Source organism: Streptomyces sp. NPDC041968 (assembly GCF_055589025.1).
On the sequence record NZ_JBVJCB010000003.1, the window covers coordinates 608419 to 631443 of the forward strand.

At 71.9% G+C, this 23025-nt stretch carries 18 protein-coding genes; 7 read left to right on the forward strand and 11 right to left on the reverse strand.

The window, feature by feature from the left end; all coding sequences use genetic code 11:
- The first annotated feature begins 115 nt into the window (after window positions 1-115).
- Window positions 116-2641, forward strand: coding sequence for an ATP-dependent Clp protease ATP-binding subunit (locus ACZ6EG_RS10905; protein ID WP_053134935.1), 2526 nt, complete (start codon window positions 116-118; stop codon window positions 2639-2641).
- A gap of 81 nt (window positions 2642-2722) precedes the next feature.
- Here ACZ6EG_RS10905 and ACZ6EG_RS10910 read toward each other — a convergent pair whose 3' ends face one another.
- Both ACZ6EG_RS10910 and ACZ6EG_RS10915 read right to left on the reverse strand, forming a co-directional pair.
- A complete protein-coding gene (locus ACZ6EG_RS10910; RefSeq protein WP_469603465.1) occupies window positions 2723-5677 on the reverse strand; it encodes an NACHT domain-containing protein in 2955 nt (984 codons plus the stop codon).
- Window positions 5678-5720: 43 nt separating this feature from the next.
- Window positions 5721-6413, reverse strand: coding sequence for an HAD family acid phosphatase (locus tag ACZ6EG_RS10915; RefSeq protein WP_391972733.1), 693 nt, complete (start codon window positions 6411-6413; stop codon window positions 5721-5723).
- Window positions 6414-6991: 578 nt separating this feature from the next.
- On the opposite strand from ACZ6EG_RS10915, the gene ACZ6EG_RS10920 reads away from it, so the two are divergent.
- On the forward strand, window positions 6992-7672 hold the full coding sequence (locus ACZ6EG_RS10920) for a M23 family metallopeptidase (protein ID WP_391972734.1): 681 nt from the start codon (window positions 6992-6994) through the stop codon (window positions 7670-7672).
- 10 nt (window positions 7673-7682) lie between these two features.
- On the opposite strand, the gene ACZ6EG_RS10925 is transcribed toward ACZ6EG_RS10920, so the two are convergent.
- On the reverse strand, window positions 7683-8282 hold the full coding sequence (locus ACZ6EG_RS10925; protein ID WP_469603470.1) for a TetR/AcrR family transcriptional regulator: 600 nt from the start codon (window positions 8280-8282) through the stop codon (window positions 7683-7685).
- Window positions 8283-8440: 158 nt separating this feature from the next.
- Between ACZ6EG_RS10925 and ACZ6EG_RS10930 the strand changes: the two genes are divergently transcribed.
- The 3 genes from ACZ6EG_RS10930 (at window position 8441) to ACZ6EG_RS10940 (ending at window position 11157) form a co-directional block, all read left to right on the forward strand.
- Window positions 8441-10045, forward strand: coding sequence for an MDR family MFS transporter (locus ACZ6EG_RS10930; protein ID WP_469603473.1), 1605 nt, complete (start codon window positions 8441-8443; stop codon window positions 10043-10045).
- 184 nt (window positions 10046-10229) lie between these two features.
- Window positions 10230-10640 carry a helix-turn-helix transcriptional regulator gene (locus tag ACZ6EG_RS10935; protein WP_391972737.1) on the forward strand — a complete coding sequence of 137 codons (411 nt, stop codon included), beginning with the start codon at window positions 10230-10232 and terminating at the stop codon, window positions 10638-10640.
- A gap of 70 nt (window positions 10641-10710) precedes the next feature.
- A complete protein-coding gene (locus ACZ6EG_RS10940) occupies window positions 10711-11157 on the forward strand; it encodes a VOC family protein (RefSeq protein WP_391972738.1) in 447 nt (148 codons plus the stop codon).
- Here ACZ6EG_RS10940 and cseC read toward each other — a convergent pair.
- The 5 genes from cseC to ACZ6EG_RS10965 all read right to left on the reverse strand — a co-directional run bounded on the left by cseC (window position 11154) and on the right by ACZ6EG_RS10965 (window position 16177).
- Complete coding sequence (cseC, locus tag ACZ6EG_RS10945; RefSeq protein WP_391972739.1) at window positions 11154-12569, reverse strand: two-component system sensor histidine kinase CseC; 1416 nt, start codon at window positions 12567-12569, stop codon at window positions 11154-11156. The two genes, ACZ6EG_RS10940 and cseC, sit on opposite strands and share 4 nt — an antisense overlap.
- A 24-nt stretch (window positions 12570-12593) precedes the next feature.
- On the reverse strand, window positions 12594-13298 hold the full coding sequence (cseB, locus tag ACZ6EG_RS10950) for a two-component system response regulator CseB (RefSeq protein ID WP_383650640.1): 705 nt from the start codon (window positions 13296-13298) through the stop codon (window positions 12594-12596).
- A gap of 345 nt (window positions 13299-13643) precedes the next feature.
- Window positions 13644-14309 carry a hypothetical protein gene (locus ACZ6EG_RS10955; RefSeq protein ID WP_391972740.1) on the reverse strand — a complete coding sequence of 222 codons (666 nt, stop codon included), beginning with the start codon at window positions 14307-14309 and terminating at the stop codon, window positions 13644-13646.
- Complete coding sequence (locus ACZ6EG_RS10960) at window positions 14297-14836, reverse strand: SigE family RNA polymerase sigma factor (protein ID WP_053134953.1); 540 nt, start codon at window positions 14834-14836, stop codon at window positions 14297-14299. Before ACZ6EG_RS10960 ends, ACZ6EG_RS10955 begins: the two co-directional genes overlap by 13 nt.
- A 297-nt stretch (window positions 14837-15133) precedes the next feature.
- Window positions 15134-16177 (reverse strand): HhH-GPD family protein, encoded by a 1044-nt coding sequence (locus ACZ6EG_RS10965; RefSeq protein WP_469603480.1) that lies wholly within the window; start codon window positions 16175-16177, stop codon window positions 15134-15136.
- A gap of 447 nt (window positions 16178-16624) precedes the next feature.
- On the opposite strand from ACZ6EG_RS10965, the gene ACZ6EG_RS10970 reads away from it, so the two are divergent.
- Window positions 16625-17488 carry a hypothetical protein gene (locus ACZ6EG_RS10970; protein ID WP_469603483.1) on the forward strand — a complete coding sequence of 288 codons (864 nt, stop codon included), beginning with the start codon at window positions 16625-16627 and terminating at the stop codon, window positions 17486-17488.
- Window positions 17489-17580: 92 nt separating this feature from the next.
- Here ACZ6EG_RS10970 and disA read toward each other — a convergent pair whose 3' ends face one another.
- Both disA and radA read right to left on the reverse strand, forming a co-directional pair.
- Window positions 17581-18705 carry a DNA integrity scanning diadenylate cyclase DisA gene (gene disA, locus ACZ6EG_RS10975; protein WP_391972743.1) on the reverse strand — a complete coding sequence of 375 codons (1125 nt, stop codon included), beginning with the start codon at window positions 18703-18705 and terminating at the stop codon, window positions 17581-17583.
- Window positions 18706-18785: 80 nt separating this feature from the next.
- Window positions 18786-20195, reverse strand: a complete 1410-nt coding sequence (radA, locus tag ACZ6EG_RS10980) for a DNA repair protein RadA (protein ID WP_391972744.1) — start codon at window positions 20193-20195, stop codon at window positions 18786-18788.
- Window positions 20196-20438: 243 nt separating this feature from the next.
- On the opposite strand from radA, the gene ACZ6EG_RS10985 reads away from it, so the two are divergent.
- Window positions 20439-22190: a BACON domain-containing protein gene (locus tag ACZ6EG_RS10985; protein WP_391972745.1), complete on the forward strand. Its 1752-nt coding sequence runs from the start codon at window positions 20439-20441 to the stop codon at window positions 22188-22190.
- An 8-nt stretch (window positions 22191-22198) separates the two neighbouring features.
- Here ACZ6EG_RS10985 and ACZ6EG_RS10990 read toward each other — a convergent pair whose 3' ends face one another.
- Window positions 22199-23011: a DUF3109 family protein gene (locus tag ACZ6EG_RS10990; RefSeq protein WP_383650629.1), complete on the reverse strand. Its 813-nt coding sequence runs from the start codon at window positions 23009-23011 to the stop codon at window positions 22199-22201.
- Between the last annotated feature and the right edge of the window lie 14 nt (window positions 23012-23025).

The window sequence follows — 23025 nt, forward strand, 5'->3', positions numbered from 1 at the left end:
CCATCGACGGTGTCGGCAGTTGGAATGAGCGGTCCCCGCTTGCGGGACTAAGCTGCGGAAGGACAGGGAGGGGAAGTTCCCCTTACTGCCTGACCGCTCTGAGGAGCGATTAACGATGTTCGAGAGGTTCACCGACCGCGCGCGGCGGGTTGTCGTCCTGGCTCAGGAAGAAGCCCGGATGCTCAACCACAACTACATCGGCACCGAGCACATCCTCCTGGGCCTGATCCACGAGGGTGAGGGTGTCGCCGCCAAGGCCCTTGAGAGCCTCGGGATTTCGCTCGAGGCGGTCCGCCAGCAGGTGGAGGAGATCATCGGGCAGGGCCAGCAGGCCCCGTCGGGTCACATTCCCTTCACCCCCCGTGCCAAGAAGGTCCTGGAGCTTTCGCTCCGCGAGGCCCTCCAGCTCGGTCACAACTACATCGGCACGGAGCACATCCTGCTCGGCCTGATCCGTGAGGGCGAGGGCGTCGCCGCCCAGGTCCTGGTCAAGCTGGGCGCCGATCTCAACCGGGTGCGGCAGCAGGTCATCCAGCTGCTCTCCGGCTACCAGGGCAAGGAGACCGCCACCGCCGGCGGTCCTGCGGAGGGCACCCCCTCCACGTCCCTGGTCCTCGACCAGTTCGGCCGGAACCTCACCCAGGCCGCTCGTGAGTCCAAGCTCGACCCGGTCATCGGGCGCGAGAAGGAGATCGAGCGGGTCATGCAGGTGCTGTCCCGCCGCACCAAGAACAACCCGGTCCTGATCGGTGAGCCCGGCGTCGGCAAGACCGCCGTCGTCGAGGGCCTCGCGCAGGCCATCGTCAAGGGCGAGGTGCCCGAGACCCTCAAGGACAAGCACCTCTACACCCTGGACCTCGGCGCGCTGGTCGCCGGCTCCCGCTACCGCGGTGACTTCGAGGAGCGCCTGAAGAAGGTGCTCAAGGAGATCCGCACCCGCGGCGACATCATCCTGTTCATCGACGAGCTGCACACGCTGGTCGGTGCGGGTGCCGCCGAGGGCGCCATCGACGCCGCGAGCATCCTCAAGCCGATGCTGGCCCGTGGTGAGCTGCAGACCATCGGTGCCACGACGCTGGACGAGTACCGCAAGCACCTGGAGAAGGACGCGGCCCTCGAGCGCCGCTTCCAGCCGATCCAGGTCGCGGAGCCGTCGCTGCCGCACACGATCGAGATCCTCAAGGGTCTCCGTGACCGGTACGAGGCCCACCACCGCGTCTCCATCACGGACGAGGCCCTGGTCCAGGCGGCCACCCTCGCCGACCGCTACATCTCGGACCGCTTCCTGCCGGACAAGGCGATCGACCTGATCGACGAGGCCGGCTCCCGGATGCGCATCCGCCGGATGACCGCGCCGCCGGACCTGCGCGAGTTCGACGAGAAGATCGCCGGCGTCCGCCGCGACAAGGAGTCCGCGATCGACTCGCAGGACTTCGAGAAGGCCGCCTCCCTCCGCGACAAGGAGAAGCAGCTCCTGGCCGCCAAGGCCAAGCGGGAGAAGGAGTGGAAGGCCGGCGACATGGACGTCGTGGCCGAGGTCGACGGCGAGCTGATCGCCGAGGTCCTCGCGACCGCCACCGGCATCCCGGTCTTCAAGCTCACGGAGGAGGAGTCGTCCCGCCTGCTGCGCATGGAGGACGAGCTCCACAAGCGGGTCATCGGCCAGGTCGACGCCGTCAAGGCGCTGTCCAAAGCGATCCGCCGTACCCGTGCCGGTCTGAAGGACCCGAAGCGTCCGGGTGGCTCGTTCATCTTCGCCGGCCCGTCCGGTGTCGGTAAGACCGAGCTGTCCAAGGCGCTCGCCGAGTTCCTCTTCGGTGACGAGGACGCGCTGATCTCCCTCGACATGTCGGAGTTCAGCGAGAAGCACACGGTCTCGCGTCTGTTCGGTTCGCCCCCCGGCTACGTGGGCTACGAAGAGGGCGGCCAGCTGACCGAGAAGGTCCGCCGCAAGCCGTTCTCCGTCGTCCTCTTCGACGAGGTCGAGAAGGCCCACCCGGACATCTTCAACTCGCTGCTGCAGATCCTGGAGGACGGTCGCCTGACCGACTCCCAGGGCCGGGTCGTGGACTTCAAGAACACGGTCATCATCATGACGACCAACCTCGGCACCCGGGACATCTCCAAGGGCTTCAACCTCGGCTTCGCCGCCGCGGGCGACACGAAGACCAACTACGAGCGCATGAAGAACAAGGTCCAGGACGAGCTCAAGCAGCACTTCCGGCCCGAGTTCCTCAACCGCGTCGACGACGTGGTCGTCTTCCCGCAGCTCAGCCAGGCCGACATCCTGCGGATCGTCGACCTGATGATCGACAAGGTCGACGAGCGCCTCAAGGACCGGGACATGGGCATCGAGCTCTCCCAGTCCGCGAAGGAGCTGCTGTCCAAGAAGGGCTACGACCCGGTGCTGGGTGCGCGTCCGCTGCGCCGCACCATCCAGCGCGAGGTCGAGGACACGCTGTCGGAGAAGATCCTCTTCGGCGAGCTGCGCCCCGGCCACATCGTGGTCGTGGACACCGAGGGCGAGGGCGAGACCCAGACCTTCACCTTCCGCGGCGAGGAGAAGTCGGCCCTCCCCGACGTCCCGCCGATCGAGCAGGCGGCCGGTGGCGCCGGCCCGAACCTGAGCAAGGAGGCGTAGCCCTCCGAGGGTGAGCCTGGAAAGGGGCCGCACCGAGACCAAGGTCTCGGTGCGGCCCCTTTGCGTGCCGTCCGTCAGCCTTCACGACACGGTGATCGCGGCGCGGGGGAAGAGGACGGCCAGCCGGGCGGCGTCGCAGCCGCGGGTCCTGGTCACCCGGACGGTACGTACGCCGGGCAGCGCCGGCGGCTCGTCCGGACCTTCGACGAGGACCGAGGCGTCGATGTCCACGGAGTCCAACCGCGGCAGCAGGGACATCTCCACCCAGTCGGCCGGGACGACGTGATGGCCCTGCAGGGTGAGGCGCTCGAGCGTGGACCAGTGCGACAGGCCCCGGAGCCCGGTGTCCATGGTGGTGAACCGGCCGAGGTGGAGCTCTCGCAGGGGTGCCGCCACCGGGAGCGCATCGGTGAGCCGGCTGCCCGGGAGCCGCAGCATCAGGGAGAGCCGTCGCAGCGAGTCGAGTTCGTCCAGGCCCGTGACATCGGTGGTACCGCGGACCGTGAGGCTTTCGAGTCGTAGCGCGGTGAGGCGGTTCAGACCCCGTGCGTTCCCGCAGTCCGTCAGGGAGAGGTGGCGCAGGGACGTGAACGCGATCAGCGGTTCGAGGTCGGCCAGCTCGGTGTTCCGCACGAAATGGAGCGTCTGGATCGTCTCCGGCCCCGGCACGGCTCTGAGGACGTCTGCCACCGCGTGCGGTCCCTCGAACCGGAGCAGACTCCACGGCGGCCGCAGGTCCGCGAGAACCGCGCGCTGCCCCTCCGTCGTGCACGTCAGGAACAGCTCCGTCCGGTCCAGGTGGTCCAGTACCTCCCTCGCGTACCCGAGGGGGTCGAACCGGCCCCACGTGCCGACCAGCTGCCGCCGCACGCCGAGTGAGGGGTGCCCGCGGAACCGGCGGAGCACCGCGAGCGCCCCGTCCGGCTCGTGCGCCGCCAGCAGCGATGCCGTCACCGTGACCCCGTGGGCCTCCGCGTCCGTCAGTCCCGCCGGACCCGGCAGCAGCTCCAGGACCAGGGGCCCCGCCTCGGCCAGCGCTCTCGCGTCCTCCGTCGACCGCGGCGGGATCAGCGCCCCCGCCCGCGCCTCCACCTCCGCCCGTACCGCCGGGTCGAGGGCGGTGGCGTGCTCCAGGCAGGCCAGGGCCAGCAGCGTCAGGCGCGGGGTCTCCTGCGCCAGCAGCCGGCGCAGCAGCATGGCCCGCTCGCCGGGCCGGGCGTGTGCCACCGCCATGCGGATCACGTCCTCCCAGTAGGGGTCGTCCGCACGGCTCGCGATGACGTCGAGGTGGCCCTCCTCGACCGCGTACCGGGCGCCGAGATAGTCCTGGAAGGTGCGGTGGACGAAGTCCAGGGAGTCCGCGCCGGGCCGCCGGAGCAGCCCGCTCCGCAGCACCAGGGCCCGCAGGACCGTCACCGCGTCGCCCTGCCCCGCCGCCGAGGCGACCGACGGCAGCGAGCGTTCCACGATTCCTTCGGCCGTGGCCAGGTCCATCTCCGTGCGCCCGCTCAGCACCAGCGCGTACGCCAGCCGCTGGAGCAGCTCCAGCTGGGCCTCCTCGCCGAGTTCCACCGCCTCCGTGCCCCGCTCCCGGTCCCGGCGGGCCAACAGCATCGTCAGGGCGGCGTCGTACAGCTCCTTGCGGCCGGTCGGGAGGTAGCCCCGTCGCTCCCGGTGCAGGGCGCAGATCAGGCCGCACATCAGCGGGTTGGTGGCGAGGCGGGCCAGGTCGCGCTTGGTGTGCAGGGCGTCCAGCAGTCTCGCCTCGTACGCGGGGGCGTCGGCGGCCGCGTGCCAGCGCCGTACGAAGGTGGTGAGGTCGGCCCGGCGCATCGGGGCGAGGGTCAGTTCCCGGAAGCCCTCGGCGGTCAGCCAGTCGGGGCGTACGGCGGTGGGCCGGGAGGTGAGCAGCCAGCGGTTGCCGGGGAAGGCCCGGATCAGGGCGAGGAGCCAGTCGCGGGCGCGGTGCCGGTCGGCGGCGGGGATCTCGTCCAGACCGTCGATCAGGAGCAGGCCGCGGCCGGCCGTGAGAACGCGTTCCGCCCAGCCGTCGGGCGGGGTGAGCGGGCAGCCCACCGCGGTCAGGAAACCGGCGGGGGACGGAAGGGCGCCCGCGCGGACCAGGGTCCGCAGCGGGAGGACGTACGGGATGCGGTCGCCGTCCCGGGCGGCGGTCACCGCCAGCCACTGCACGAGCGTCGTCTTGCCGGAACCCGCGTCGCCGCGCAGGAGCATCCGGTCGTGGGTGCGCAGTGCGTCCTCGGCCGGCACACGGACGGTGCGCGCCGGATCGGCCGGCTCGCCGGCGAGGGCGGCGCCCTCCTCCTCGCCGGTCGCCTCCAGGCTCAGGTAGGCGACTTCCAGGGGCCATCTGTCCGGTGAGTCCCGCAGGTCGATGCCGTAGATGGTGAGGTGGTTGTGCCGCTCGGCGATGTGGGGCAGGTACCGGCGTTCGAAGGCGGTGTCGCGGGCGTCGGGGCGCGGGGTGCGGGCGATCAGCTCGTCGACCCTGGCGATCAGCTCCGCGTGCCACCGGGACTGCTCCACCAGGGTCCGGGCGACGAAGGTGGAGCGGCGGGTGAAGAACTCCAGGATGTGCAGGCAGGCCCACTCCGTCACCGAGTCGAGGAAGTAGCAGGCGTCGGCGGAGAGACCCCCGGTGGCCGAGGGCGCCCGGTACTGCAACTGCTTGGCCAGCTCCTGGTGACCCAGGCGGACGGCCTGGACGTCGTCCATGTCCAGGTCGCCGAGGGTCAGCAGACGAACCGTCAGGGCGGTGGTGACCGCCTCCGTCTCGTCCGGCGGGAAGGGCGGCTCACCGGGGGAGTCCAGGGAGTCCCCGACCAGCCGCCCCGCGAGCCTGCGCACCTCCTTCTCCCCGAGGGTGCGCTGCTCGCCCCGGAAGGAGACCAGGTGGGTCAGCCGGACCGGTCGGTCGACCAGCCCGGCGCCGGGCCCGCCCGTGACGAACAGCTTCCTCACCAGCGGGGCGACCAGGCTGGACGCCAACTTCCCGCCGAGTACCGCCGGTTCCATGCGCCACCCCCGTGGTCGGTCGACCTCGGGAGCCTACCGGGGGTCAGGACAACTGGCCGTCGTAGTCCGGCAGCTTGAACGTCTTCTCGGCGTGGCCGCCCGACAGATCGGTGGCGCTGTTGCCGATGTTCGCGATGATCGTGTAGCCCTTGGACTCGATCTTGGCGCGCTGGGCGGTCTTGTACTCGGCGACGTCGCGGAACAGGTCGAGGAAGCCGCGCACGTACAGGCCGGAGGACTCGTAGCCGGCGTGGTCGAGGTTCCACTCGGTGGGCGCCGAGATGATGCCCGGCCGGGCGGTCACGAAGAACAGGGCGACGCCGTGGTCCTGGGCGTACTCGGCGGCTTCCAGGACCGGCCGGTTGGCGGGCTGGGGGTAGCTGAAGCCGAAGTCGGTCTCCAGGGAGGTGTTGTCGATGTCGAGGACGATGGCCTGCTTCTCGCCGGGCCGGGTGTCGGCGATCCGCTCCTTGAGGTACGGCAGTGCCTGGTCCATCACGGCCCGGCAGTCCTTCTGCCAGGTGTCGTAGCCGACGTCGGCGGCGGACGCGGTCACCGGCGCCGAAGCCGGCATTGCCGGGACGGACGCCGCCTGGGCGGGCCGCGTGTCGGCGGGGGTGGCGGCGACGGCCGGTGTGGCCGTCGCGGTGAGCGCCGCCGCGGTGACGGCGGCCGTGCCCGCGGCGCGCTTCCAGGCGTGCCGGGTCTGTCTCGTCTGTCCGGTCTGTTCGGTCATGGGGGGTTGGGGTCCTCTCATGCCTGCGCGAATACCTGACGGCAAAGTTGTCGCGAGCATGCTCACCTGAGCAAGTGGCCGTACGGCAACGATTGGGTTACTGGGCGGTAGGTGTCTGGTTCGCGCGTCCGGGAGGGTCCGCGGCGGAGGGAAAAGGCCCCTTTTGCGTGACCCCGACCACGTTCCGGGCCCTGATGAACCCCCTTGTGCGACGGGCGGGTTAGGCCGGAAGGGAGTAGCCCCGGTCACATCGCGGGGGGTCTCGACCGCGACCGCCGGTGATGTGCCGCACAGGCGATCCGGGGTGTACTACGTGGAATAGGGGAGGCCGCAAGAACGACGAAAAGGGACGGATCGGACGAGGGTCAGGGGGGTTTTCCGGGGCCCTGAGCTGGTTTTGTCCGTAATGGCGGCTCTGTCAAGAGTCGGGAAGTTTCATCTGGAAGTACTAAATAACATCGTAGGTCACACCTTTGTGCGGTTCGGGCCGGTCGGGTTACCAAGGTGGAGCCCGCCCGGTGAGCGCCTCGGCGTCACGCCGGAGGGCACCCCCCCGTTCCCGTCCCCATGAGGTTCGAATGTTCCCGCGTGTCACGTCCCGTTCTTCCCGTACGACCATCCGCACCCGCGCCGCGGTGATGGCCGCCGGCCTCGGAGCCTCGGTCGCACTGGGAGCCGGGGTCGCGGCCGCCACCGGCACCACGGCGGCTTCCACCTCCTCCACCACGGCGAGCGCCGTCGAGGCCCAGGCCGCGGCGCAGGCCAAGGCGGCGCAGGCCGAGAAGGCCACGAGCGCGAAGACCGTCGCCGCCAAGAAGACGGCCGCCAAGAAGAAGGCCGCCTCCTGGGTGGACCCGGTGAAGAAGTACACCCTCAGCGCCAGCTTCGCGCAGAACGGCGGCATGTGGGCGAGCAAGCACAGCGGCCAGGACTTCGCCGTGCCGATCGGCACCAACGTCGTCGCCACGCACGGCGGCACCGTGGTCAAGGCCGGCGGCAACGGCGCCGGTGACGGCCCCGCCTACGGCAACGCGGTCGTGATCAAGCACGGCAACGGCACGTACTCCCAGTACGCGCACCTGTCGAAGGTCAACGTGAAGCCCGGCCAGATCGTGAAGACCGGCCAGTCGATCGCCAAGTCCGGCAACACCGGCAACTCCAGCGGTCCGCACCTTCACTTCGAGATCCGTACGACCCCGAACTACGGCTCGGCCGTCGACCCCGTCGCCTTCCTGCGCGACAAGGGCGTGACCGTCTGACCCTGACCGGTCAGGAGCCGTCGGCTCCCCGGTGCGCCTGGGTCACCAGACCGGTGGCGACCTCGAGAACGGCCGCGCGCTTCTTCTCGGGGTCGCCCTCCAGGTCCTGGAGCACGAACATCCCGGCGTGCAGCGTGAACAGCGCACTCACACAGCGGACCTGGTCGACCAGGTCCGCTTCCGGGTCCATGAGGATGTCGCGCAGATCGAGCATGCGGGTCTTGAACATCTCGCCGATGCGCAGGTCCCGCACCGTCGCCTGGTTCTCCTGCATGAAGCGGAAGAGCGGTGCGGCGGCCGCCAGGGCCTCGCTGTAGCGGCGGACGATCTCCTGCTTGGTCTCCAGCGAGTGCGGCTGCCGCGAGCCCCAGGCGATCAGGTCCTCGATCGGCCGCGTGAGATCCTCGAAGATGCTGACCAGGATCTCTTCCTTGGTCTTGAAGTGGTAGTAGAGCGCCGCCTTGGTGACGTCCAGGCGCTCGGCGATCTCGCGCAGCGAGGTCTTCTCGTACCCCTGCTCGGCGAAGAGCTCCAGTGCCACGTCCTGGATGCGCTGGCGGGTGTCCCCGCGGCGCCGCTGCTGCTTGGTGCTGTCCATCGTGCCGCCCATCCTCCTACGCACCCCCTGTTCCGCGCACATGCGGGACCGCCCCGGACGCCTTTCCGAAAAACTTACTTGACGACCGGCTAGTTACGCGTCTACTTTCCCGAGTGTAGACAACTTGCCGGTCGGCAAGTAAGAGGCAGTGGCTGGGGGAGTGAAGGCCAATGGCGGACACAGCGGCGGCAGGGACCGTGGAGAAGGACGGCAAACAGCCGAGAAGCGTGCGGGTGGTGCTGCTCGCGCTCATGATCGCGATGATGCTCGCGATGCTGGACAACATGATCATCGGCACCGCGATGCCCACCATCGTGGGCGAGCTGGGCGGCCTGGAGCACCTGTCCTGGGTGGTCACCGCCTACACCCTCGCGACCGCGGCCTCCACTCCGCTGTGGGGCAAGCTCGGCGACATGTACGGGCGCAAGGGCTTGTTCATGACGTCGATCGTCATCTTCCTGATCGGCTCCGCGCTCAGCGGCATGGCCCAGGACATGGGCCAGCTCATCGGCTTCCGTGCCGTCCAGGGACTCGGCGCCGGTGGTCTGATGGTCGGTGTCATGGCCATCATCGGCGACCTCATACCGCCGCGTGAGCGCGGCAAGTACCAGGGCATGATGGCCGGCGTCATGGCGCTCGCGATGATCGGCGGACCGCTGGTCGGCGGCACCATCACCGACCACTGGGGCTGGCGCTGGTCCTTCTACATCAACCTGCCCCTCGGCGTGGTCGCGCTGGTCGCCGTCAGCGCCGTGCTGCACCTGCCGAAGAAGCGCAGCGAGGCGCGCATCGACTACCTGGGCGCCGTGCTGCTCACGGTCGGCATCACCGCGATCGTCCTCGTCACCACCTGGGGCGGCACCGAGTACGCCTGGACCTCCGCGCGGATCATGGAGCTGATCGGCATCGGCGTCGCCGCGCTGGTCGGGTTCGCGTTCTGGCAGACCAGGGCCGCGGAGCCGATCGTGCCGCTGCACATCTTCCGCAGCCGCAACTTCACGCTGATGTCCCTCATCGGCTTCATCACCGGCTTCGTGATGTTCGGCGCCACCCTCTTCCTGCCGCTCTACCAGCAGTCCGTGCAGGGCGCGTCCGCCACCAACTCCGGGCTGCTGCTCCTGCCGATGCTGGGCGCGATGCTCGTCACGTCGATGGTGGCCGGCCGGGTCACCACGAACACCGGGCGCTACAAGATCTTCCCGCTGGCCGGCGGTGTTCTGATGTCCGTCGGGCTGTACCTGTTGTCGCTGATGGACACCGACACCAGCCGCTTCACCTCCGGCGTCTACATGGCCGTCGTCGGCCTCGGCATGGGCTGCCTCATGCAGATCACCATGCTGGTGGCGCAGAACAGCGTGGAGATGAAGGACATGGGCGTCGCGTCCTCGTCCACCACCCTCTTCCGCACCCTCGGCTCCTCCTTCGGCGTCGCGATCATGGGCGCCCTGTTCAACCACCGGGTCCAGGACGTCATGAGCGAGCGGGCCGGCGCACTGGGATCCAAGGTGACCGAGCAGTCGGCGCAGCTGGACGCGGACAGCCTGGCCAGGCTGCCGGAGGCGGCGCGCGAGGCGTACCAGCACGCGGTGTCCTCCGGGACGCACGGGGCGTTCCTGCTCGGCGCCGTCGTGGCGGTGCTGGCCCTGGTCGCGGCGGTCTTCGTGAAGGAGGTCCCGCTGAAGGGGGCCGGCCCGAAGACGGCGGACGGCCCGGACGACGCGGGTGGCGACGAGGACGGGGCCACGGCGAAGAGGCCGGTGACCGAGTCGGTCTGACCCGCACCACGCGAGGTCCCGCACCACGCGAGGTCCCGCACCAGGCAGGGCCCCGGGGCACGCCCCCCGGGGCCCTGCGGTGCGTCCGTGCACCGACCGGCCCTCGCCCCTCCGGCCCGGCGGTCGCCGCGGCCCGTACCGCTCGCTCCGGTCGCTGTCAGTGCCCCGTGGCACCATCGGGCCCATGGACAAGTTGCGGCAGTTGCGGCTGGCCAAGGACGCCATGGACCGCGACTGGGCCGACCCGGCCCTCGACCTCGGCGCCGTGGCCGCGCACGCCGGGTACTCGCGGTATCACTTCCTGCGCGCCTTCAAGGAGGCGTACGGCGAGACGCCCGGCCAGTACCTCACCCGTCGCCGCATCGAGCGCGCCGAGGACCTGCTGCGCACCGCGAACCTGTCCGTGACCGAGATCTGTCACCTGGTCGGTTTCACCAGCCTGGGCACCTTCTCCAGCCGGTTCAAGACGTGGACCGGCCTGACCCCCAGCGAGTACCGGAGACGGCACGTGGGCCGGGGGACCGCCCTCATACCCGGCTGCTACGTCATGCACTGGGCGGGCGGAGTACGGCGCAATTCCGGAGAAGCGGACTGAGACCCGCGCTGCCTACCGTGGCAGGGCACGCGGGACGGCCGCGGAGACAGCGGAACACCAGGAGCACGCCATGATCAAAGGTCTCGCCATCTCGACCGTCTGGGTCCTCGACCAGGACCGGGCCAAGAGCTTCTACACCGAGAAGCTGGGCCTGGAGGTCCGCACCGACATGACCATGGGCGAGGGCGGCATGCGCTGGCTCACCGTCGGCTCCCCCGCCCAGCCCGGTGTCGAACTGACGCTGATGGTCCCCTCCGGTCCCGCGATGGACCCCGAGTCAGCCGAGATGATCAGGAAGCTGGTGGCCAAGGGCGCGCTCGGCGCCGGCGTGCTGACCACCGACGACGTCCACGGCGACTACCGGAAGCTCAAGGACCGCGGGGTCGAGTTCCTCCAGGAGCCGCAGGAGCGCCCGTACGGCACGGAGGCCCTCTTCCGCGACGACTCCGGCAACTGGTTCTCCTTCACCCAGCCCCGCGAGGGCGGCCTCGACATGGACCGGGACTTCGCCTGCTAGGTTCGCCGACCGCCCGGAGAGCCGCTGTGGGCGCGGTCCGGCAGCATCGGGTAGCTCCCGGTGTTCGTCGGCGCGTGCTCCGGCAGCCACAGGACGGCGACCGCCCCCTCGGCGGGCACGTGCTCGGGCGCTCCGGCGGGCCGTACGTTGCGGAAGGTGAGCCGTGCCCCCAGGACCCGCGCCTGACCGGCCGCGATGGTCAGGCCGAGCCCGTGACCGCGGCCGGCCCGGTCCGTGCTGCCGGTGCGGAAGCGGCTCGGCCCCTCGGCGAGCAGGGCCTCGGGGAAGCCGGGACCGTGGTCGCGGACCCGGATCACCCGGCCCTCGACGCTGACCTCGACGGGCGACCGGCCGTGCCGGGCGGCGTTGGCGAGCAGATTGAACAGCACGCGTTCCAGGCGGCGCGGGTCGGTGGTGACCTCCGACTCGTGCACCACGTGGACCGCGACGGCCGGGTCCTTGGCCGCCACCCGCCGGGTCACGAAGTCGCCCAGCATGATGTCCTGCAGCTCGGCCCGCTCGGAGGCCCCGTCCAGCCGGGCCACCTCCAGGACGTCCTCGACGAGCGTGCGCATCGCCTTCGCCCGGTCCAGCACCAGCTCGGTCGGCCGGCCCGGCGGCAGCAGCTCGGCGGCGGTCAGCAGCCCGGTCACCGGAGTGCGCAGCTCGTGCGCGATGTCGGCGGTGACCCGGCGTTCGGCCTCCAGCCGCTTCTGCAGGGCGTCCGCCATGGCGTCCACGGCGCTCGCCAGGTCGTCGGTCTCGTCCCGGACGACCCCGCCGATGGCGTCCCGGACGCGGACGTCGGGCTCACCGCCGGCGACCCGGTGCGCGGCGGTGGCGGCCTTGCGCAGCCGGCGCGACAACTGGCCGCCGATGAGCACGCCGAGCGCGCTGCCCCCGAGGACGACCGCGATGGAGCCGATGACCAGGGCCTGGTCGAGGTCCTTGAGGATGTCCGCGCTGCGGTCGGTGAACCCGGAGTGCAGGGACATCACGTGCCCGTCCTTCAGCGGCACCGCCGCCCAGATGTCCGTCACCCCGTCCGCCCCCTCGGAGACGTACGTCGCCCGCCGCCCGTCCTCGACCTTCCTGCGCAGCTCGGCCGGCAGCTCGGGGTCGTCGATCTGGGCGTTGGGGAAGTTCTGCCGCCCGGACAGCTCGTAGTTGCGCTGGGCGATCAGGACCCGGTCGTCCGCGAGGTCGCGCGCGTTGTCCAGCATCGACACCCGGGCCGCGTTGTGCACGACCAGGCTCAGCGCGATCGCGACCAGCGCGCCGACCAGCGCGATGGCGGCGCTGAGTTTCCAGCGCAGGCCGGTACGGATGCTCAGCGCACGGTTGCCCGGCCCCCTGCGGTTGCCCGGGCGCCCCGGTGGTGAGGCGGTCGGGCGTCGGAAGAACCTCCGCATGTCCCTGTGTCCCCGTATCCCCGCTCAGGCCTTCAACTTGTAGCCGAAGCCGCGGACCGTCTCGATCCGGTCCTGGCCGATCTTGGTGCGCAACCGCTGCACATGGACGTCGACGACGCGGGTGTCCCCACCCCAGCCGTAGTCCCACACCCGTTCCAGGAGCTTGTCGCGGGAGAGCACCGTGCCCGGCGCGGAGGAGAACTCCAGCAGCAGCCGCATCTCGGTCGGGGTCAGCGCCACCGGCCGCCCGGCCCGGCGCACCTCCATGCCCTCGGTGTCGACCTCCAGCTCGCCGAAGGTCAGCAGGCCCCCGGTGTCCGCGCCGGCCCCCGCGTCCGACCGGTCGCCGCCGCCCGCGTGACCGAAGCGGCGCAGCACCGCCCGGATCCGGGCGACCAGCACGGCCCCGTCGAACGGCTTGGTGACGTAGTCGTCGGCGCCGGCCTCCAGTCCGAGGACGACGTCGATGGAGTCCGCCCGCGCCGACAGCATGATCACCGGCACGGTGGACTCGTCCCGGATCCGGCGGCACAGGCTGACCCCGTCCAGGCCGGGGACCATGACGTCCAGCAGCGCGATGTCGGGGCGGTCGGCCCGGAACGCCTCCAGGCCCGACAACCCGTCGGGCATCGCGGTGACCGCGAAGCCGTCCCGCTCCAGGGCGAGCTGGGTCGCCTCGCGGATGACGTCGTCGTCCTCGACGAACAGGACGTGTGTCTGGTCTGCCATCCCGGTGCTCTCAGTCCTCGTGTGCCGTCACTGGGGAGACGCGGGGAGCGTGCGCCGCGTTCACTTCTGCGTCGGTGTTCATGTCTCCATCGGTCCGAGCGGCCCGCTCGGTTCACGTGGGTGTCCGGTGCCCTGCGCGGGGGTGTCTCGTGGGTTTCTCGGCGGTGTCCGCGCGCGTCGCGTGTTCGTGCGCGTCGGGTGTTGGTGCGCGCCAGGTGTCCGGGCCCGTCGGCCTCCGGGCCCGCGGTCGTCACCCGCGGGCGAGCCGTCCGTGCGCGTCGGCGTCACGTGCGGGCGCCGTCCACGCAGGTCGGCCGTCACCCGCGCGCCGGCCGTCCGCGCGCGTCAGCTGTCCGGCTCCGGAGCCGGTGAGGGCGCGCTGCCGACCGCGTTGCTGTAGTCGTTGTGGGTGCGGTACTCCTCGGAGAACCGGTTCGAGGCCCAGCGGTACGTGATCACGTTCTCGGCGGACGGACTGGACACCGGGTCACCCTTCTCGTAGACCTGCTTGGTCACCACCAGGTCACCGCGGTCGATCTCCGCGTAGACCGGGGGCTCCTCGGCCTTGAACACATTCTGGTACGCGCCCCCCTCCTCGCGGTACACGTAACTGCCCACACCCACCGCGTCACCGCACGTCAGCACGTTGACGACGACGTCCTCCGCCGAGCCCCCGGTCAGCTTCCCGTACGACACGTCGACGGGGTACTGGTCGGCGACACACGGCTTCAGCTCGCGCTTGACCTCCGCGGAGACCTCGGGATCGGTCTTGACCAACCGCACCGCGTCCACGCGGTCGGGAACCTTCGAGGGGGAGGCCGCGGGCGTGGAGGAGGCGGCGCCGCCGACCGTGTCCGCGTGGGCCGGGCCCTCGTCGCGGGCGCCGGTGCCACCGGCGCCGCACCCGGAGAGGGAGACGCCGAGGGCGACGAACACGGCCAACGCCGTACTCGCCGCCTGCACGCTCTTCCGGGCCTCCCCGGGTGATCGACCGACGGTCAGGCCGCGCAACGCTCCCGCTCCTCACGCTCCAGCGCCCGTGCGTCCAGATCGCGGGCGACCAGCTCCTCGCGGAGCCGGGCGAGCGCCCGGTGCAGCGTGCTCTTGACCGTACCGGCCGACATGCCGAGGGCGGCGGCCGTCTCCTCCGTTGACATCTGCTCCCAGTGTCGCAGCACCACGACACTGCGCTGCTTCGGGGCGAGCACCTTCATGACGTCCATCAGGAGGGCGCGGTCCGCGTGCTGCTCGGTCGAGTCGTCCACGCAGGACTCCGGGAGCTGCTCGGTCGGCACCTCCTCCAGCTTCCGGGCCCGCCACCACTCGGTCCGCGTGTTGATCATCACCCGGCGCAGGTAGGCGTCCGCCAGCCGCTTGTCCTCGATGGTCGACCAGCGGCGGTACGTCCGGGCCAGCGCGGTCTGCAGCAGGTCCTGGGCATCGACGGGGTCGGGGACCAGGCGCCGTGCGCTGCGCAACAGCGCGTCCTGCCGGGTACGGACGTACTCCTCGAACTCGAGCACCTCGCCCTGCGCCATGGTCAACCGCCTTCCGATCCCCGTTCCGGCGGCCTTGAGCGCCGCCGGTCCCACTGCCTGTGGTCCGTAGTCGTCCCGTGCCCTGGGGGCACGCAAACGAAGGTAGGGAAGCGTTGTCACGGCGCTGTGCGAAGCAGCCTGCGGCAAACCCTCGGCTGTCCGTCGGTTGTGTAACGGAGGTGGGAACCGGGCCGAGCGATGGGGTACTTGCGGGGGTTAGGTGGCGATTTGTCCGTCGGCGCCGCTGTCACGGAAGCCGTCGCGGCACGGCGTCCACCGGTGTGCCGCGGCCGTGCGTCAGCTCAGCGGCAGCCGGTACATCCCGTCCGCCAGCGGCTCCACCAGGCCGTCGGCGACGAGGCCGTCCAGGGCGCGGGCGCGCTGGACCGGTTCGTGCCACACCTGGTCGAGGGCCGACTGCGGCACCGGCACGTGCGCGTCCCTGAGCACCGCGAGCAGCCGGCCGCGTACCTGCCGGTCGGTGCCGGCGTACGTCTGACCGCGCCGCGGCGGTCCGTCGTGGGCGGGCTTGCCGGCCAGCCGCCAGGCGCACTGGCCCGCGATCGGACAGCGGTGGCAGGACTCGTTCTTCGCCGTGCAGACGAGGGCGCCCAGCTCCATGGAGGCGGCGGCCCAGCGCGCGGCGCTCGCCTCGTCGTCCGGCAGCAGCGCCCGGGCCAGCTTCCGCTCGGCGGCGGTCGTGGCGTTCGGCGGGTACTGCACGCCGGTGACCGCGCGGGCGAACACCCGGCGGACGTTGGTGTCCAGCACGGCGTGCCGCTGGCCGTAGGCGAAGGAGGCCACCGCGGCGGCCGTGTACTCCCCGATGCCGGGCAGCGCCAGCAGCTGCGCGTGGTCCGCGGGCACGTCGCCACCGTGCCGTTCCGTTATGGCCGCGGCGGCGCCGTGCAGGCGCAGGGCACGGCGGGGGTAGCCGAGCCGGCCCCAGGCGCGGACGGCCTCGCCGGGCGCTTCCGCGGCGAGGTCGGCGGGGCGCGGCCAGCGGGCCAGCCACTGTTCGTAGACGGGCAGGACGCGGCTCACCGGCGTCTGCTGGAGCATGAACTCACTGACCATCACCCCCCAGGCGCCGGCCTCCGGGCGCCGCCAGGGCAGGTCGCGGGCGTGCTCGTCGAACCAGTCGATGACGGGGGCGTGCAGCGGCACACCGGAGGCGTCCGGCTCTCCGGCCGGGGCGGGGCCCGGGACCGGGACGGTGTCCGGGGCCGTGACCTGGTCCGGGACGGTGTCCGGGGCGGCCGGGGCCTGGTCCGGGGTGCGGGACGGGTTCGCGGCGGGGTCGGAGGGGCCGTCGTGCGGGGGCTTCGTGGGCGCAGTCATGACCCTCCGATCCTGCCACGGGAGGACCGCCGCGCGGGCGCACCACCACCCTGTGGCGGGCGGGACACCCGACGACCGACGTTGGGCACCGCGCTGCCGAGGGCCTCCTGCACCGGCAACCGACCGCTTCCGACACCCGACCGCTTCCGACACCCCGACCCCTGCGCCACAGCCATGGCCACAGGTGCAAGCGCCGCGATCGCGAACCCGTGAGGGGGCGTCCGGGGGGAGCCGGTGTCGCCGCCGCGCAATGCGCCGTCCCCCGAAAGCCGTGCTCACGGACGGTAGGCAGACCCCGGATTCGGTCACACCCTGCGATCAACGCGCACCGCGCCCGACGATCGGCGGGCGGTCGGGACCGTCTCCGGAATGATGATCCGTAAAAGTTGCTGCCCCGAACGGCGGGTGGGACAGGGGAACGCGCCGATCTCTCGTACAGTTTGCGCCGTGGGATCTCTGCGCAATCCGGTCGGGCCGCTTCCCTCCTCCATCTACTGGCGACGGAGGGCCGTACTGCTGTCCCTGCTCGCTCTGTTGGCACTGCTGATCACCTTGATCGTGGTGTCCGGCGGCGGTGACGGCGGCAAGGGCCGTGAGGACGGCGCCGACGGCAAGAACCCGGCCCCTTCGATCACTCCCGGACCCTCCGGCTCCGGGCCGGCGATCAGTCAGGCGCCGGGCGGCCGTGACGAGTCGGGCAGCGGGGACTCCAGTGGTTCCGGTTCCGGTTCCGGTTCCGGTTCGGGGTCCGGGAGCGGCGACGGGTCCGGCGACGGGTCCGGTTCGAGTGGTGGGGCCGGTGGGTCCGTTGGTGTGGGCGGCTCCGGCGGTGCGGGCTCCGGTGGTTCGGCGGGTGGTGCGGCGACAGGCGTCGGCGCGGGTGACGCGCTGCCGGGTGGCACCAGTCTCCCCAACTGCACGCCCGGAGCGGTCAAGTTGAGCCTGCGGAGCGTCCGCAACAACTACGCGCCCGGTGAGACCCCCACCTTCGAACTGACCGCGCGGAACACCTCCGGCAGCGACTGCAAGGTCGATCTCGGCCCCAAGCGCGCGGTGTTGACGATCACGCCGGCCGAGGGCGAGGACGCGTACTGGTCCTCCGACGCCTGCGTCAAGGGCGCGGGCAGCCTGCAGTACCGGGTGGCGGCCGGCAGCGGCATCACCTACACCGTGAAGTGGGACCGCAAGCCGAGCGCCGAGGAGTGCGGGACGCCGGCCGCGGGGTCGGCCAAGGCGGGGACGTACCTGGTGGAGGCCAAGGCGGCCGGATTCGAGAAGGTGCGGACGTCGTTCGTGCTGAAGAACGACTGACGCGAGGACCTGGGGCGGGGGCCTGACGCGGGGCCCCCGGGGGACCTGACGCAAGTCCCCGGCTCGGCGCCCCGGACGCGCCCCTCGCGGCCTCAGACGTAGCGCTCCAGGATCGACGACTCCGCGAGCCGCGACAGCCCCTCCCGCACGCTGCGCGCCCGCGCCTCACCGACGCCGTCCACCGTCTGGAGGTCGTCCACACTGGCGGCGAGCAGCTTCTGCAGACCGCCGAAGTGCTCCACCAGGCGGTCGATGATCGCCCCGGGCAGCCGCGGCACCTTCGCCAGCAGCCGGAAGCCGCGCGGCGACACCGCCGTGTCCAGCGTCTCCGGTGAGCCGGTGTAGCCCAGGGCACGGGCCACCGTGGACAGTTCGAGCAGCTCGGCGTGGCTCAGCTTGTCCAGCTCGACGAGCGCCTCCTCGACGGTGCGGGAACGCTTGGCGGTCGGCTCGGGCACGTAGTCGCGCACGACCAGTTCGCGCTCGGGTTCCACGCCGGCGATCAACTCGTCCAGCTGGAGCGCCAGCAGACGCCCGTCCGTGCCCAGCTCCACCACGTACTCGGCGATCTCGGTCGCGATGCGGCGCACCATCTCCAGCCGCTGGGACACCGCCGAGACGTCGCGGACGGTGACCAGGTCCTCGATCTCCAGCGCCGACAGCGTGCCCGCGACCTCGTCGAGGCGCAGCTTGTAGCGCTCCAGGGTCGCCAGCGCCTGGTTGGCGCGGGACAGGATCGCCGCGGAGTCCTCCAGAACGCGGCGCTGGCCGTCGACGTAGAGGGCGATGAGGCGCATGGACTGGGAGACGGAGACGACCGGGAAGCCGACCTGCTTGCTGACCCGGTCCGCCGTACGGTGCCGGGTGCCGGTCTCCTCGGTGGGGATCGTCGGGTCGGGGAGCAGCTGCACACCCGCCCGCAGGATCTTGCCGAGGTCCGAGGAGAGCACGATGCCGCCGTCGAGCTTGCACAGCTCGCGCAGCCGGGTCGCCGTGAACTCGACGTCCAGCACGAAGCCGCCCGTGCACATCGACTCGACGGTCTTGTCGGAGCCCAGCACGATCAGACCGCCGGTGTTGCCGCGGAGGACCCGTTCCAGGCCGTCCCGCAGGAGCGTGCCGGGCGCCACCGCGCTCAGCGAGGCGCGCATCAGGCCATCGGCACCGGCACTCCCACCGGACTTTCCGGGAGCTGCTGCCCGGTCGTTGGCTGCCACTGCACTCCTCCGGTCGCAGGTCGTCTGGCGCTCCCGTGTCGCACACTCGGTCGTACGGACGGACGAGACCAGGGCAAAGTCTACCGGCGGTCCTCCTCGTCCCGTGGGGCCTCTCGCCGACGCGAGCGCGGAAGCACCCGCAAAGCGTCCCCTATGTCCGCGACCTCCAGGACCTTCATACCGTCAGGGACCCGCCCGGGGTCGGTCGGTACCAGGGCGTGGGTGAAGCCCAGGCGGTGCGCCTCGGAGAGCCTGCGCTGCACGCCCGTGACCCGTCTCACCTCTCCGGCGAGGCCGACCTCGCCGATCGCGACGAGGTTCTTGGGCAGCGGGGTGTCGCTCGCGGCACTCGCCAGCGCGAGCGCCACGGCCAGGTCGGCGGCCGGCTCGGAGAGCTTCACCCCGCCCACCGTCGCGGAGTAGATGTCCCTTTTGCCCAGCGCGCTGATGCGGCCGCGCTGTTCCAGGACGGCCAGCATCATGGAGACGCGGGAGGTCTCCAGACCGGACGTGGTGCGCCGGGGGGAGGGGATCTGGGAGTCGACGGTCAGCGCCTGCACCTCGGCCACCAGCGGACGGCGCCCCTCCAGCGTGACGGTCAGACAGGTGCCGGGCACCGGCTCGGCACGCCGGGTGAGGAACAGTCCGCTCGGGTCGGTCAGGCCGGTGATGCCCTCGTCGTGCAGCTCGAAGCAGCCGACCTCGTCGGTGGTGCCGTACCGGTTCTTGACGCCCCGCACCAGCCTCAGACGGGCGTGCCGGTCGCCCTCGAAGTGCAGCACGACGTCCACGAGGTGCTCCAGCAGCCGCGGACCCGCGATGGTGCCGTCCTTGGTGACGTGGCCCACCAGCAGGGTGGACATCCCGCGGTCCTTGGAGGCGCGGATCAGCGCCCCCGCCACCTCCCGCACCTGGGCCATGCCGCCGGGAGCGCCGTCGATCTCGGGAGAGGCCACGGTCTGCACGGAGTCGAGGATCAGCAGCGAGGGCTTGACCGCGTCCAGGTGGCCCAGCACCGCCGCGAGGTCGGTCTCGGCGGCGAGGTACAGGTGGTCGTCGATGGCCTTGATGCGGTCGGCGCGCAGCCGCACCTGGCTCGCCGACTCCTCACCGGTGACGTAGAGGGTCTTGTGCTCCTCGCTCGCCGACTTGGCCGCCACGTCCAGCAGCAGGGTGGACTTGCCGACGCCGGGCTCGCCCGCCACCAGCACCACGGCGCCCGGCACGAGTCCGCCGCCGAGCACCCGGTCCAGCTCGGGCACGCCGGTCGAGCGCGCGGTGGCCTGCCGGCCGTCGACCTGGCCGATGGGCACCGCGGAGGTGGTGACGCGCCCCGGCGTCGTCGTGCGCACCGCGGGCACGCCGTACTCCTCGACCGTGCCCCACGCCTGGCATTCGGGGCAGCGGCCGAGCCACTTGGCCGTCTGCCAGCCGCACTCGGTGCAGCGGTAGGACGGCCGGTCCTTGGTGGTCTTCGCACGGGCAGCCATGCACGAACCGTAACCGCCCCCACCGACAACGCGGTCCGCACGCCCGTCTGCCCCTCCCGACCGACCTCGCCCCCCGACCGCCCCCGGCCGCCCCCGGCCGCCCCGATCGGGCCACGTCCGCCCCGAAACGGCCACGGAACACCGGCCTCCTGTCCCCTTATGAGGGATCGTTTCACCCGTACGGATTAAAAGGGGCCAATGCGCCAGTTCGCGCCACCCATGGGCCCCTACGGTCGCCGAGTGATGAGGAGCAGTCCGGAAACCACGACCCGCACGACCGGCGCACACCGGGCGCACCGGGAAGCGCGTGACCGCACCGCGGCGCGCACGCTGGCGCACCTGCCGCCCGCGCGCTACGACGCGTATCTGGACGGCCTGTTCACCTACTGCCTGTCCGTGCTCTGCGACCACGAGTCCGCGATCGCCGCCCTGGGCGACGTCCTGGCGCTCGCCGAGCGCCGCGGCCACCGCGGGCCCGGGTCCGCCGACGACCGCAGGGCCTGGCTCTACGCCCTGGCCCGCTGGGCGTGCCTGCGCAAGCTCGCCGAGGCCAAGCAGAAACGTCCGGGCAGCCACGCGGCGGGCCGCCCGGACGCCGCCCGGCAGCGCACCGCGCAGCAGCGGCCCGCCTCCCCGCCCCCGCCCGCCGGGGACGACGAGGACCAGCACCGCCAGCGCCGCGAACTCGCCCTCCTCGCCTGGCCGGAGGCCGCCGGCACCACCCCGGAGCAGCGCGAGGCGCTCGAACTCGCCGTGCGCCACCACCTCGCCGCCCACGAGGTCGCCGCCGTCCTCGGCATGGACCTGGCGGCCACCCGCGAACTGCTCGCCGCGGCCGCCTGCGAGGTCGAGCGCACCAGCGCCGCGCTGGCCGTCGTCCAGACCGGCACCTGCGCGGGCGTGGCCCGACTCACCGGCGACAACCAGTACGTCCTGAGCGCCGCCCTGCGCCGCGAGCTGGTCCGGCACGTCGACGACTGCCCGCGCTGCCGCCGTACCGCGGAGCGCGCGGTCCCCGGCCGCTGGCCCGGCACCAGCGTGACGCCCGCCGAGCTGCCCGTCCTGGAGGCACCCCGCGCGGCGCTGCACAGGGCCATGACGCACCTCCCGCGCGCGGGAGGCACCGCACCCCGTTTCGACCGGCGCGGCTTCCCGATGGACCCCAAGGACCGCGCGGCCCGGCGGGACCGCCTGCGCGCCCGTGCCGTCACCACCACCGTCGTCGCCACCGTCGTCGCGGCCCCGGTGCTCGCCCTGTGGGCGGCCTACCGCGGCACCCCGGTCGTCGAGGGCGAGGACGGCCGTTCGTCCAGCGCCAGCGAGGGGCACAGCCCCGACGGCCCGGACGGCGCGTCCGCGGGCGGCGCCTACGGTTACGAGAACACCGGCAACACGCGCACCACGCCCGGCACCCGCTTCGGCAAGAACGGCAAGGCCGACGTCTCCGTGGAGGTCGTCAGCGTCTCCGGCGCCGGCGCGAAGGGGGCCGGACGCCTCGACGTGACGGCCGGCCACGACGGCGACACCACCCTGATCACCCTCACCGCGACCGGCGACGCCCCCGTGGCCTGGTCCGCGTCCACCGGCGCGTCCTGGCTCTACCTGAGCCAGTCCTCGGGCACCCTGCGCCCCGGCGAGTCACGCACCGTCAAGGTGTACGTCGACCACCTGCGCGAGCCCTCCGGTCACTGGAGTGCACGGGTGGCCGTCTCACCCGCCGGCGCCGTCGTGTCCATCAACGGGTACGGCACGGCGCCCGCCCCCTCCCGTCCGAACCCGCGGCCCAGCACGCCCGACCACTCCCCGCCCCCGACCGACCCGGGCCCGGACCCCTCACCGTCCACCTCGGCGCCGCCGGACCCCTCGCCCACCGACGACCCACCGCCGACCTCGCCCGACCCCGACCCGACACCCACCGACGACCCGTCGCCCACCGGCGGCACGGGCGGTTCGTCACCGCCGCCCGGCGACGGCCCGAGCCGCTCCGCCTCGTAGCGACGCGCTCAGCGGACCGGGTCGGCGGGGTGCGGGGCCACCAGCGGCAGCTGCGAGGCGAGCCGCTGCTCGCACAGCTCGACCAGCCGGTCGTAGCCCGCCTTGCCCATCAGCTCGGTCAGCTCCGGCCGGTACGAGACGTACACCGGGTCGCCCGCGCCGTGCGCCGAGGTCGCCGAGGTGCACCACCAGTGCAGGTCGTGCCCGCCGGGGCCCCAGCCGCGGCGGTCGTACTCACCGATGGACACCTGGAGCACGCGCGTGTCGTCGGGCCGGTCGATCCACTCGTAGGTCCGCCGGACCGGAAGCTGCCAGCACACGTCGGGCTTGGTCTCCAGCGGTTCCCGCCCCTCCTTCAGGGCCAGGATGTGCAGCGAGCAGCCCGCGCCGCCGGCGAAGCCGGGCCGGTTCTGGAAGATGCACGAGCCCTGGAAGGGCCGGGTCTGGCGGGAGCCCTCGTCGTCCTCGGAGATCCAACCGCCCCGCGTGCCCTCGGCATGGTGCTGCCAGACGTCCGGCGTGAGCCTCGCCACGTGTTCGGCGACCCGCTTCTCGTCGTCCTCGTCGGAGAAGTGGGCGCCCAGCGAGCAGCACCCGTCGTCCGCGCGGCCCGCCTGGATGCCCTGGCAGCCGCTGCCGAAGATGCAGTTCCAGCGAGAGGTCAGCCATGTCAGATCGCAGCGGAAGACCTGCTCGTCGTCCGCCGGGTCCGGAAACTCCACCCACGCGCGCGCGAAGTCGAGCCCCTGTTCGTCGCCCGTTTCGCGCTTCTTGTCCTTCTTGGCCGGCTTTTCGTCCTTCGCCTTTTTCGTCTTTGGCACGGTTCCAGGGTAAG